This is a genomic window from Rhodococcus sp. 05-340-2, assembly GCF_002258915.1.
In the GTDB taxonomy this organism is placed as follows: Bacteria; Actinomycetota; Actinomycetes; order Mycobacteriales; family Mycobacteriaceae; genus Rhodococcoides.
Window position 1 is genome coordinate 60,339 of sequence record NZ_NOYU01000034.1, and the last position, 12,260, is coordinate 72,598.

Here is a 12,260-nt window from a genome sequence, read left to right on the forward strand (position 1 = left end):
ACAGTCCCTGTCATGGCAGATCGGCAGCTAGGTGAGGTCCTGGACACGGATTCAGTCGTCCCGGTGAGGAGTGCGGAGGTGTTTCCGGACCTGTCGGGCGAGGTCGCCGCTCGGATCGAACGGTCGATGGCGTCGGCACGGTCCGGTGCTACCCGCCGCGCCTACGATTCGGCGTGGCGACGCTTCGAGACCTGGTGCACCGTCGCCGGGCACCACGCGTTGCCGGCGCATCCCGCTACGGTGGCGGCCTATCTCGTTGCGGCTGCCGACACGCTCACCGTCGACGGGACGCGGGCGTATGCGCCGTCGACGTTCGGCAAATGGATCGCGGCGGTCGCGGACCGCCACCGCGCTACCGGCTACGACAACCCGTGCGGGCACGAGATGGTGCGCGCCACTCTCTCGGGTATTCGGCGGGATTACGCGTCTGCGGGGGAGCGGCCCCGTAACCCGCGCGCACCGCTGCTGACCTCCGACATCACTACGATCGTCGATTACGCGCGTCGAGGTGGGGCCGGGTGGGCGTCGGAGGTCCTCGAACGCCGCGACACTGCGCTGCTCCTGATGGGCTACACCGGCGCATTCCGCCGCAGCGAACTCGTAGCGCTCGAATGCCGCGATGTCCACCGCGACCGCCTCGACGGCGCGCACGTACGTATCCGCAAATCGAAGACCGACCAGGACGGCACCGGAACCGTGAAAGCACTCCCGTTCACCGACCGCCACGAGTCATGTCCGGTCTGCGCGTGGGTGCGATGGCTGCAGATCGTCGCAGCGTTCGACACCGGCGGCAGAGTTGCTGTCATCCGAATACTTTCCCGCGCAGTGGAATTCGACTCCCATATCTGCCGCGGCACCCTTCCTGTAGTCGAGAAACGGTCCCCTCTGTTTCGGTCCGTCCGCAAGAACGGCAACCTCTCCGACACAGCCCTGTCCGGAGCCGCGGTGCACGCGGCGATCCGCCGCCGCGCTACTCGAGCTGGATACGGCCCCGACACCGTCGCCCAGCTCGGCGGGCATTCCCTCCGTTCCGGCTTCGTCACGCAGGCCTTCCGCAACGGTGCCGACGCGCATGCGATCATGCGCCAAACCGGGCACACCACACCCGCAATGGTCGAAACATACGCTCACGAGAATGCGCCACTGGTCGGCAACGCCGTCACCGAGCTCGGCCTATGACCAGGCACCCGACCGAACCAGTGAGCGGCGACGGGACGACAGGGGTAGATGCTGACCACGACGACCGCCCTTGTCCGATACGTGCATCGGACATCACGAACACGTCGATACCGAGGCGGGATCGGCACACGTGGTCACTGTTCGAGGACTGGTGCACCGCCCATGGCGAACCCCCATTGGCGGCCTCTCCTGAGTCACTTGCTCGGTTCCTGTATGCGCACCCCGCCGCGCCGACGACCCAACGCCGCCGGATCGCGGTGATCGACTCCGCTCATCATCGGCATCTATTACCTCCTCCAGGGCGCGCTGAGACCGTCCGGGCTGCGCTGGATGGGGCCCGCACGTCGCGCCTGCAGGAGGTGGCAGCCGTGATCGGCGGAATCATCGCCCGACTCCCCGAATACGGTTGGCCGTCAGCGTTGTTCGCGCGCAGAGACGCGCTGATCCTCACGCTCGCTACGACAGGTCTGCCGTACACGCAGATCGCGGCCCTGCGGGCATGCGATGTCACCGCCGATGCGGGTCTCGACGCCCTTCGCATCGAGACAGGCCGCGGCGTTCATACCCTCACCTCCCTCGCGCTGGCGGGGACGGGCATTTCTCCGCGCACGGTGTACCAGCGCTGGTGTGAGGTGCTCGGCCATCAGGCCCGGTATCCGAGCACCCGAATGCTCGCCGACGCTTTCGATGCCGTGGACGGCACCGGGCTCGGCGGATACGACCGGTATTTCGACCCGGCCGGTCAACATCCGCTGTCGACTGCGATCGACCGGTGGGGCCACACCCCGTTGGCTGCGACCCCGCTGACCGCCCGTGCGGTAGCGGGCATCGTGCGAATGCACTGGGACGGAAGGGCACCCACCCACCTGCAGCCCACTGCGCGGTCACAACATCCGGAGCAGATCGCGGCACCGGATCCAGTACCGCGGGTTCTACTCGACCCCGGCTACTACGAACGCGGAACGCTTGCGCGTAGACACGCCCACGGTCTTCTCGACGACGTGGACTCTGTCCTGGCCGATGTCGAAACCCGCGCGGACAGCCTGTTGGAAGCTCTCGTCGACTTTCTCGAATCGGAGACCGCACGCGTGCCGGCCGACACCGTCGAGTGACTAGTGGTTGGTACTCGGGTTTGCACACACTCTTCTTCTCACGGCAGGGAGGCGGTGACGTCTCAGAAATCTCCGAGATGAAGATCGATCAGGCCGCGAACGAACGAGGCATCGATCTCGACCCCGTTCTGCGGGGTCTACGTCGAATCCGGGTCGTCTGAGAGTCGGGGATTTCGGAAATCTTTCGGAGAGCGTCCGGTCCAGCGTTTGAAGGCGTGAGAGAAGTTGGCGAGGTCGCTGTATCCGAGTTCGGTAGCGATCTCGCTGACCGAAACCGATCGGTCGAGGAGCCGTAGCATCGCGCGCTCGTACAGCAGCGAGTGGCGCACCTTGCTATAGGTGGTTCCTTCTTCGGCAAGCCGCCGTTTCAACGTGCTACTCGACATCGACAATGCTTGTGCAACATCATGGTTGGTTCGCTGTCCGAGGTCCTTTTCCAACTGTTGCCTCACCTTCTCGGCGGATGACATGGACCCACTCCGCTGGGCGAGTGTTCGCTGCAGATCAGCGATAGCGAGACGATATGCGAGGGGGTCCGAGAAGCGACAAGCCTTGTTGAGGGTCTCCTCGGGTACGTGGACGAAGGAAATCGGAGCGTCGAAGAACCGGCGATTCGCCCCCGGACCTTCGTCGTGGCTCACCTCGGCCGGCTCCGGCCAGCTCAGATGGAGTGTCACCGGCGATATGTCACCGGCGAGCATGTCCAGCAGTCGTAGTAACGCCGACCCACCGTAGGTGATGACCAAGCAGTCCAGTGCGGAATCGCCTGTGTGCGCAGTGAGCCCGACGATCAGACCGTAGTCGCCGGTGTGGAACTGCGACTTCAACGCCGTGGAGATCAATGGTAGGTATGTCAGGAGATCGACGATCTCGGCGACCGAACCAGCGCTGATCAAAGGTGAACTCAGAGGCCCGAACGATGTCAACTGGGCCTGCTCGGCAAACGCAAATCCGAGTCGAGTGGCCTGGGCGATATCGAGTTCGGGATAGACCTCCCGAAACCACCGTATCGGTGCCTGAACGTCATGCTGAATGAGCGTCGCTTCACTGGTTCCTTCGCGGTGCATGATCACACGAAGCCGCGCGGCGGCGTCAGGGTCGAGTGCGCGGCGTTCGAGCAACTGAACGAACGCAAGCGGTGGCACGCCCTCGTCGCTCAGCTTCACGGTGACCCCTTTGACCCGAATTCACAAGTTTATGACTCCACCGAACATAGCCGTCACCCGCGTTTGCGACGACACTTTCGTCAATCACGCCGGAAAACGAGGAGTTGACATGGCAGCTGTAATTTTCGTCGCCCACGATGGTGAGAAGCACGAGGCGGCTCTGGTCGAAGGTCGCTCGCTGATGCAGATTGCAACCGACAATGCTGTGCCGGGGATCGATGGAGACTGTGGGGGCGAAACGGCCTGTGGCACCTGCCATGTGATCGTCGACCCGCAGTGGTCAGGAGAGGTGGGTCTGTCCGGCGCCGACGAGGAGGAGATGCTGGCGATGAACCCCGAGCGTGAACCCACGTCTCGGTTGTCGTGCCAGATGGTGGCCTCGGAAGCGTGGGATGGCCTGATCGTTCGAACACCTGAATTCCAATTGTGATGTGCGAAAGGCAGGCACGACAGCATGAAAGTTTCTGAGTCGATCGCCGACAAGGTCCAGTCGACCATCCCGATAGGGCTGCAGATCCAGGGCGCTCATTTGTACGACAAGACCCGACGGTGGGTGACTGGCACGAATGGCAAGAAGATCTTCGTCGAAAGTCCCATCCCACCGGTCGAGGATGTCGAGCTCGCCGACATCGACCTCAGTAACCCCTTTCTTTACAGACAAGGGCGGTGGCAGTCGTACTTCGAGCGCGTGCGGAACGAGGCACCGGTGCACTACCAACCCAATAGTCCGTTCGGCCCGTTCTGGTCGGTCACGCGCCATGCCGATATCGTGGCCGTCGACAAGAATCACGCTGTGTTCTCGGCCGAACCGTTCATCGTCATCGGCGTTCCGCCCCGGTTTCTCGATATCGAGATGTTCATCGCGATGGACCCACCACACCACGACAAGCAGCGCGCTGCCGTCCAGGGGGTTGTCGCACCGAAGAACCTCCGGGAGATGGAGGGACTGATCCGATCGCGCGTACGGGAGGTATTGGACGACCTCCCCTTGAACGAGCCGTTCGACTGGGTGCAGAATGTCTCGATCGAGTTGACAGCTCGGATGCTCGCAACTCTTCTGGATTTCCCCTACGAACAACGCCGCAAACTCGTCTACTGGTCCGATTTGGCAACCTCGATGGAGCAAGCCAACGGTGGGCCCTCGGACAACGACGAGGTGTTCGAAGGCATGCGTGACATGGCCCGTGGCCTCAGCGCTCTCTGGCATGACAAAGCAGCCAGGAGGTCTGCAGGGGAAGAGTCCGGTTTCGATCTGATCACCATGTTGCAGAGCAACGAGGACACCAAGGATCTGATCGATCGTCCGATGGAATTTCTGGGCAACCTCGTCCTGCTGATCGTCGGTGGCAACGACACCACGCGAAACTCGATGAGCGGTGGCGTTCTTGCGTTGAACCAATTCCCCGACCAGTTCGAGAAATTGAAGGCCAATCCCGATTTGATCCCCAACATGAACTCGGAAATCATCCGATGGCAAACACCCTTGGCGTACATGCGCCGAATCGCCAAAGCCGACACCGTTCTGAACGGACAATTCATCCGCAAGGGTGACAAATTGGTGATGTGGTATGCCTCGGGTAACCGCGACGAACGCGTTTTCGAGAATCCTGATGATTTCATCATCGATCGTGCCAATGCGCGCAATCACATCGCGTTCGGATTCGGTGTGCACCGGTGTATGGGCAATCGGCTGGCCGAAATGCAGCTGCGGATTCTGTGGGAGGAGTTGCTTCCCCGCTTCGAGAACATCGAGGTCGTCGGCGACCCCGAGTATGTTCAGTCGAATTTCGTGCGGGGCATCAGCAAGATGATGGTGCGCCTGACGCCTACTTCCAGCGTATGACATCGCAACGGGCGATCATCGTCGGCGCAAGCCATGCTGGGGCACAACTGGCAGCTAGTTTGCGCCAAGAAGGTTGGACAGGCGACATCGTCCTCATCGGTAACGAGTCTGCCGCTCCCTATCAACGCCCCCCGCTGTCGAAGGCATACCTGGCGGGCAAATGCGTACTCGACGATATCGCCATTCGCAGCACGGACTTCTACTCCAAGCAAGGTATTCAGCTCCTGAACGCGCAGGTGGAGACCATCGTTCGGTCGGAAGGCAACGTCGTTCTCGACACCGGGGAGAAGCTGGCCTACGACAAGCTCGCGCTGTGCACGGGAGCCCGCCCTCGTCGGCTCACCGTTCCCGGGGCCGATCTCCACGGGGTCTACTACCTGCGCACCGCAGCGGACGTCGAGAGGATACGTATGGCCACCGGCCCTGGCCAGCGGGTGGTGATCGTCGGAGGCGGCTACATCGGACTCGAGACAGCGGCATCGCTGCGCGCACTGGGCGTACAGGTCACAGTCCTCGAGGCAACTGGGCGTGTGCTCGAGCGGGTCACTGCTCCCGAGGTATCGACGTTCTTCGAGCGGATACATCGCGAACAGGGAGTCGACATCAGAACGAACGCGATGGTTCAGGGCCTGTCCGGTGACCGTGAGGTTCGTGAAATCACCTTGGCCAGCGGAGAATCGATCCCCGCAGATCTGGTCATCGTCGGTGTCGGCGTCGAGCCGAACACCGACCTCGCCGCCGATGCGGGTCTTGTCATCGACAACGGCATCGTGATCGACGATCACACTCGGACCAACGACCCCGACATCATGGCGGCGGGGGACTGCGCGAGCCACGACATGGCCCGTTACGGCCGTCGACTACGGTTGGAGTCCGTCTCGAGCGCAGGAGAGCAGGCCAAAGTCGCTGCGTCGACCGCCTGCGGGAAGTCCAGAAAAATCGAAGCGTTGCCGTGGTTCTGGTCGGATCAGTATCACTTCAAGCTGCAGATCGCCGGCCTCAACACTGGATACGACGAAGTGGTTCTCAGCGGTGACCCCACCCGCGACAGTGATTTCAGTTGCTTCTATCTCCAGGCCGGTGAGCTCATTGCCGCCGACTGCATAGGTCGCCCGCGCGAGTTCATGTACAGCAAACGGGTGATCGCCCAGCGACTCCCCGTCCAACGCGAAGACCTGATGCTCGGCGGACTCGCGCGCAACTGACCGATCCTTCGGTCGTTGTGCACACAACAGCAACCGGTTTGCTCAGAGAAGGGAACATCAGCGATGACCATGACAGACCGCCCGCCCGGAGCACATACTACGCAGCCACCACACGCATACCTGGGAGCAACGGACTTCCTCGACATCGAGCACGAATCCGTGCGGGCGTTCACCGCCGCGGCAATCGGAGATGCGAGCAGCGACCGTGACAAGGCCAGACGCCTCTTCGCCGCCGTCCGCGACCGAATCTGGTACGACCCATACACCGTGTCGGACGATCCGGCCCACTATCGAGCGAGCTTCGTCCTCGAGGCCGGGCGCGCTTACTGCGTCCCGAAGGCGGTGCTGTTGACCGCAGTGTGCCGGGCGGCGGGTATCCCAGCACTGCTCGGCTTCGCCGACGTCCGAAATCACCTGCAGACCGAGACGTTGCGCACGCTGATGGGCGGCACCGACCTGTTCGTCTACCACGGCTACAGTCGCCTCTACATCGAGGGCCGGTGGTTGAAGGCCACGCCGGCATTCAATGTCGAGTTGTGCGCTCGTTTCGGCGTGCCGCCAGTGGAATTCGACGGCGATCGCGATGCTCTCATGCATGCCTTCACCGCAGACGGAGCCCAGCACATGGAGTATGTCCGCGAGCGAGGAGTCTTCGACGACCTACCCTTGAACGCGATCTTGACGGTGCTTCGGCACGCCTACGGCCCCACGATCTTCACGGGCGCTCACCCACTCGATGATGTTTTCACCGGCCGCACCCGGCCGGACGAAACTCCCGGGGATCGAAACCTTCCGCGGGAGTCTCGATGAACACAAGCGGTGAGAACATACGCGCCGAACCCCGTATCGCGGCCGACTGCCGATCGGTCGGAGCTCTCTCCGCGAACAATCGCGATCGTGAACACTCGGACCGCCTCGGACACCTTCGAATCGGGTGAGCCGATACCTGCTGGCAGAGCTGTGCCACATGACTGTCTCGTCGCCGCGGCCGTGGTAAGGCCGACACCGGAAGTTGCACCGAACAGACGAGACTCGCTCTGCCGCTGGAATTGCGGCTGCGGGCGATGAACGACCGATCCGAACGCCTCCCCGGGCACGAGACGACGCGCGATACCCATATCCCTCTCCCGTGTGCGCAGCCGCTACCGCGAGAGCGGGCCGACAGGCGTCTACCGATGTCTCTCATCTATGCAAGGAGCGCAGCAGATGACAAACAACGCACCTCACACCCCCGCCAGGACCGTGGCGATCACAGGTGGAGCTCGCGGCATCGGCTATCAGACAGCGAAGGAGTTGATTCGACGAGGCCACCGGGTCGCCATCGGCGACATCGACGAGGCACGTGCGAAGGAGGCCGCCGCCGAACTCGGGGTGAAGGTCGTCACCCGACTCGACGTCACCGAACCTGACTCGTTCACAACGTTTCTGGACCTGGTCGAACGTGAACTCGGACCCCTCGACATCCTGATCAACAACGCGGGCATCATGCCTACCGGCCACGCCCACGAAGAGGACGATGCAGTAACCCGGCGTCAAGTCGAGATCAACGTCCTGGGTGTCATCTTCGGGACCAAACTGGCTCTTCAGCGCATGCTGCCGCGCCGCACCGGACACATCATCAACACTGCGTCATTGGCCGGCGAGCTCGCGGTACCTGGTTTGGCGACCTACTGCGCTACCAAGTTCGCAGTCATCGGATTCACAGAGGCCGCACGACTGGAGTACCGCAAGTCAGGGGTTCGACTGTCCACAGTCCGCCCGACGTTCACCAACACCGAACTCGTCGCCGGAACCGCCGGCGCAAAGGGATTACGCAACGCCGAGCCGGAGGAAATCGCCCGCGCGACAGCAGATCTGATCGAGAATCCACGCCCCTTCGTCCGCGTCACCCGTCTCGCAGGCGCAATGGTCGCGGCGGTGAAATTCGTCCCCCGGCGGCTGGCGACCGGACTGGGTGCGGCCCTGAACACAGATTCGGTGTTCCTCGCGGACGTCGACATGACTGCTCGCCGAACGTATCTCGACAGAATCCAGAACAGCTGAGCATGCCGACACGCGCGCTCGACCAACCACCCGAAAGGCAGCCACAGTGACCCCCACGACTCTGATCGAGAACTATCCCCACCGGATGGGAGGGCACTGCGGGTCAGGTGCAATGCGAGACCTTCTCCAGTGGCACGGTCTGGGATGGGACGGACCACCCGACGAGGGGTTGGTGTTCGCACTGGGTGGTGATCTCGGTTTGTCCTACCTGCGATCGGACGACCTGGTCCCACCGATGTACCTGGTCGGCCGCGGTGCCGACTTCGAGATCGACTTACCGCGCAGGCTCGGCGGACAAGTCGAGGTTCTCACGACCGACGATCCCGGTGAGGGATGGTCATGGGTTCGCGACGACATCGATGCGGGAAGACCCAGTCTGGTCTGGGCCGATATCGCTGAGCTGCCCTACTTACGGGTGAAACTGCAGATGAGTCGCCACGACATCGTGGTGATCGGCTACGACGAGATCGGGGGGACTGCCTCGGTCGTCGACAACGATCGGGCCGACGTGCAGAAGATCCCGCTCGACGCGCTGGCTCGGGCGCGATCTTCCACCTCGTTCCCGCAACCGACACGTCACTGCACGTACCGAATCACGTGGCCGCAGACACTGCCGCCCGTGTCGACTGCCGCGGCCGCGGCCTTCGCCCGATCCGCCGCCAGCATGCACGCCCCATCGACACCGGGAATAGCCGACCACATACCAGCAGCCGGTGCCGACGGTTTGGCCGCGGTCGACCAGCTGGCAACCGACGTCAAGAGCTGGGTCGACCTTCCGCCCGATGACCTCGAGACGCTGCTGTTCAGTCTCGGTATCTTCATCGAAAAGGCCGGAACCGGAGGCGGGCTCTTTCGTCGGCTTCTCGCCGACGGCTGTACCGAGATTGCACGTCTGACCGGTGATCCCGCTACCGCAGACCTCGCGGTGGCCGCCGATCACTGCGCCCAGGCCTGGACCGAAACTGCCCGCGCCGGAACACAACGCGGTCTCGATGTACGAACACGCGCAGCTGCGGTGGCCGTGTCGGCTGCCAGACTGTCGGAACTCGAGCTGATCCTGGTGGAGTCCCTGGAGTCTGCTTCACGCTCGCTGTCCGCCATCACGAGATGATGCCCACCGTCGTTCGATGGCGCGCGGTACACGGGGCGCATCGCACTGTGCTGCAGCTGTCGTCGCCGACACCGTACGCCCTGGCGACCTCACTGATCGGCTTGGAAGAGTCGATGACCTCTCGGCACAGTTCGTCTTTGAACTCGGTGCTGAAAGATCGACGCGATCTGCTCATGCTTGTAGATCCCTATTCCAAGCGGGTCTAGTGTCCGAATCCCTGGGCCGATCAGATCACGACGCCAGCCACTGGGCTGCGGGGTGGATGACCCTCATCTGCAACCTCGCCGACGTTTTCAACGCGCGGTTCACTTCTGACATAGTGCAGTTTATCTATCGAAACTAACAGCGGTGCAGGCCGAGCGCACGATGACGCGACAGACTCGGCACAATTTTTTTTCACGACAGAGAGGTCCGACCATGAAAAGAGTTCCGGACGAGGTCAGCGGGTCGGCCGGCCCGGCTGTCGAGAACTGGGCGCGCTCGTTCTGGAGCACGAGTTTCGACTCGCCTGATCTACCGCCCCACCACCCCGACTGTCTTGGTTGTGGGCCGCAGAACCCGCACGGCCACGCCCTGTCGGTCCAGCGTGACGAGAACGGCGTGGTGGCTCACCATGTGTTCGATCAACGTCATGTCGGGGCACCCGGGATAGCACACGGAGGCGCGGTGGCGACCGTTCTCGACGATCTGTTCGGCTTCCTGCTCTACACAGTGGGTGAGCTCGCCGTGACGCGGCGTCTCGAGCTCGACTACCTGGCGCCGGTTCTGCTCGGCACTCCATACGTATTGCGTGCTGCCGTTCGGTCTCGTGATGGGCGCAAACTGGATCTCACGGCCACGATGGACGATGCGCAGGGCCGCTCGGTAGCCACCGCTACTGCCCTGTTCGTGGTGGTCGAGGTCGAACACTTCATGCAGTCCCAAGCCCGAGCCCAACTCCGGGCCACGGACACGAATCACACCGAAGAATAGACACCCTGGCCGACCTTCACCGACGTCCATCACCCGCGGTGGCTGTCGTACGGCTGCGTCTACCTGGCGCAAAGACGGCGAGGACGAGTGCCCCAGCGGCGGTCAGCGCCGCCAACGACAGTGTCGCCTGACCACTTCCGTGTACGAATGCGGCTCTGGCGAACTCGGCCAGCGGCTGACCAGCTGGTCCTGCGCGGTCGGCGACCTGTAACGCGGCGGCCAGAGAATCGGCCACCGGACCACGGGCAGGCTCGGGTAGCTGGGGCAGAGCCGGCTGAATGTGCTGAACGTAACCGGCCGCGAGCACGCTACCGGCTACCGCAATCCCAATCGCGGCACCGATTTCGCGAGCTGCGTCGTTGACCGCGGCAGCCACCCCGTGCTTGGCCTCAGGAGTGTCCGAGACGATGGCGAAAGTCGCAGGGGCGGTACACAACCCCAAACCCGCACTCATGATGAGCAAGGGCCACAGCAGGTCAGGGTAAGTCGCCGCGACGGTCAGTCTGCTCACCATCACCAGTCCCGCCGCGATGGTGAGCAGACCTACAGTGGTCATCACCCGCAGCCCAACAATGTTCGACAGCCAGGGTGCAATCACCGAGATCACGATGAGCGGCACGACCATAGGGGTCAACGCCAACGCGGCGGTGAGCGGTCCATAACCGAGAATCAACTGCAGATACTGCACCAACAGCAAGAACACCCCGAAGGTCACCAGAAATTGGATACAGACAGACAGCGCGCCGGCACCGAAACCACGGCGGGCGAACAACCGGACATCGAGTAGGGGTGCCGAGGAACGTAGTTCTACGACGACGAACACCGCAACCGCAAACAAGCCCACCGCAGTGCTGATGGCGACGAGCGAATCCGACCAGCCACGGGCCGGAACCTCGATCACAGCGAAGACGATCGCCCCGACCGCGACAACTACGGTCACCGCGCCCACCCAATCGACCGGTGGATGCTCCTGCTGGCGGGACTCCGCGATACTGCATGCCAACCCGGCCAGAACCGCTCCGGCGACGGTCAACCCGACGAACACCGAGGTCCACGACCACTGCTCGAGCAGCACACCAGCCCCGAGGATGCCCAGGACCGCCCCGGATCCAGCAACCCCGGCCCACACACCTACAGCGCGGCCGCGATGCGCCGGTGGAAATCCCGCGGTCAGTATCGACAGCGTCGAGGGCATGACCAGCGCCGCACCCGCCCCAGCCAACGCGCGAGCAGCGATCAGACACGCCGGGTCGGCGAGAAACAAGGGCAATGCCGACGCGAAAGCGAACAACGCCAACCCCGCCACGAGCACCCCCCGGCGACCGTACCGGTCACCGATCGCACCGGCAGGCAGAACGAAGCACGCCAAAACCAACGTATAACCGTCGACTATCCAGGTCAGTTGGGCTTGCGTCGCCCCTGTCGCGACCGCGATCTGGGGCAACGCTGAATACAATGCTGCCATTGCGGCCACCACCAACGCGACTGCCATGCACGACACAATCAACATCCACCACTGGGCACCGCTCCATCGAGCGACGCTGGCAGAGTCGGATCTACGTTCGTTCAACGGCCAGCCTCCCAGTTCGAGACTGATCGTCTCGGTTCGAGACTATTAGTATCACAACT

Annotated in this window: 11 protein-coding genes and 1 pseudogene; 9 read left to right on the forward strand and 3 right to left on the reverse strand. The window is 63.0% G+C overall.

The annotated features are described in order from the left end of the window. Positions 1-12: 12 nt before the first annotated feature. Positions 13-1,179 carry a site-specific integrase gene (locus CH271_RS21045; RefSeq protein WP_032364181.1) on the forward strand — a complete coding sequence of 389 codons (1,167 nt, stop codon included), beginning with the start codon at positions 13-15 and terminating at the stop codon, positions 1,177-1,179. Positions 1,180-1,547: 368 nt separating this feature from the next. Beyond that, positions 1,548-2,291, forward strand: coding sequence for a recombinase (locus CH271_RS21050; RefSeq protein ID WP_230591063.1), 744 nt, complete (start codon positions 1,548-1,550; stop codon positions 2,289-2,291). Between the two features lie 137 nt (positions 2,292-2,428). Here CH271_RS21050 and CH271_RS21055 read toward each other — a convergent pair whose 3' ends face one another. Continuing rightward, positions 2,429-3,457: a helix-turn-helix domain-containing protein gene (locus tag CH271_RS21055; protein ID WP_052047647.1), complete on the reverse strand. Its 1,029-nt coding sequence runs from the start codon at positions 3,455-3,457 to the stop codon at positions 2,429-2,431. A 109-nt stretch (positions 3,458-3,566) separates the two neighbouring features. Here CH271_RS21055 and CH271_RS21060 point away from each other — a divergent pair, with 109 nt between their 5' ends. The 6 genes from CH271_RS21060 (at position 3,567) to CH271_RS21085 (ending at position 9,659) form a co-directional block, all read left to right on the forward strand. Further along, positions 3,567-3,887 carry a 2Fe-2S iron-sulfur cluster-binding protein gene (locus CH271_RS21060; protein ID WP_024793405.1) on the forward strand — a complete coding sequence of 107 codons (321 nt, stop codon included), beginning with the start codon at positions 3,567-3,569 and terminating at the stop codon, positions 3,885-3,887. 24 nt (positions 3,888-3,911) lie between these two features. Further along, positions 3,912-5,300, forward strand: a complete 1,389-nt coding sequence (locus CH271_RS21065) for a cytochrome P450 (protein WP_032364182.1) — start codon at positions 3,912-3,914, stop codon at positions 5,298-5,300. Next, the gene (locus CH271_RS21070) at positions 5,297-6,505 is read left to right on the forward strand and encodes an NAD(P)/FAD-dependent oxidoreductase (protein ID WP_032370840.1); all 1,209 of its coding nucleotides are present in this window, start codon (positions 5,297-5,299) and stop codon (positions 6,503-6,505) included. The genes CH271_RS21065 and CH271_RS21070 overlap by 4 nt, the downstream gene beginning before the upstream one ends. 69 nt (positions 6,506-6,574) lie before the next feature. Continuing rightward, positions 6,575-7,315: a transglutaminase-like domain-containing protein gene (locus CH271_RS21075; protein WP_032370982.1), complete on the forward strand. Its 741-nt coding sequence runs from the start codon at positions 6,575-6,577 to the stop codon at positions 7,313-7,315. A 396-nt stretch (positions 7,316-7,711) separates the two neighbouring features. Then, entirely contained in the window at positions 7,712-8,548 is an 837-nt protein-coding gene (locus tag CH271_RS21080) for an SDR family oxidoreductase (RefSeq protein WP_032364247.1), read from the forward strand. Between the two features lie 46 nt (positions 8,549-8,594). Then, positions 8,595-9,659 carry a BtrH N-terminal domain-containing protein gene (locus CH271_RS21085; RefSeq protein ID WP_032382558.1) on the forward strand — a complete coding sequence of 355 codons (1,065 nt, stop codon included), beginning with the start codon at positions 8,595-8,597 and terminating at the stop codon, positions 9,657-9,659. Positions 9,660-9,714: 55 nt separating this feature from the next. Here the strand turns inward: CH271_RS21085 and CH271_RS29385 are convergent. Continuing rightward, positions 9,715-9,834: pseudogene (locus CH271_RS29385) on the reverse strand (transposase); the annotation flags it as partial. Between the two features lie 242 nt (positions 9,835-10,076). On the opposite strand from CH271_RS29385, the gene CH271_RS21095 reads away from it, so the two are divergent. Continuing rightward, positions 10,077-10,631 (forward strand): PaaI family thioesterase, encoded by a 555-nt coding sequence (locus CH271_RS21095; RefSeq protein WP_032364186.1) that lies wholly within the window; start codon positions 10,077-10,079, stop codon positions 10,629-10,631. 16 nt (positions 10,632-10,647) lie between these two features. Here CH271_RS21095 and CH271_RS21100 read toward each other — a convergent pair whose 3' ends face one another. Next, positions 10,648-12,123, reverse strand: a complete 1,476-nt coding sequence (locus tag CH271_RS21100; RefSeq protein ID WP_371828070.1) for an MFS transporter — start codon at positions 12,121-12,123, stop codon at positions 10,648-10,650. Positions 12,124-12,260: the final 137 nt, after the last annotated feature.

What these genes read in the sequence shown, in the direction of transcription:
- CH271_RS21045 (WP_032364181.1), top strand. Translation starts at nt 13, where the DNA reads ATGGCAGATCGGCAGCTAGGTGAGGTCCTGGACACGGATTCAGTCGTC.
- CH271_RS21060 (WP_024793405.1), top strand. Translation starts at nt 3,567, where the DNA reads ATGGCAGCTGTAATTTTCGTCGCCCACGATGGTGAGAAGCACGAGGCG.
- CH271_RS21065 (WP_032364182.1), top strand. Translation starts at nt 3,912, where the DNA reads ATGAAAGTTTCTGAGTCGATCGCCGACAAGGTCCAGTCGACCATCCCG.
- CH271_RS21070 (WP_032370840.1), top strand. Translation starts at nt 5,297, where the DNA reads ATGACATCGCAACGGGCGATCATCGTCGGCGCAAGCCATGCTGGGGCA.
- CH271_RS21075 (WP_032370982.1), top strand. Translation starts at nt 6,575, where the DNA reads ATGACAGACCGCCCGCCCGGAGCACATACTACGCAGCCACCACACGCA.
- CH271_RS21080 (WP_032364247.1), top strand. Translation starts at nt 7,712, where the DNA reads ATGACAAACAACGCACCTCACACCCCCGCCAGGACCGTGGCGATCACA.
- CH271_RS21095 (WP_032364186.1), top strand. Translation starts at nt 10,077, where the DNA reads ATGAAAAGAGTTCCGGACGAGGTCAGCGGGTCGGCCGGCCCGGCTGTC.
- CH271_RS21100 (WP_371828070.1), bottom strand. Translation starts at nt 12,123, where the DNA reads ATGGCAGTCGCGTTGGTGGTGGCCGCAATGGCAGCATTGTATTCAGCG.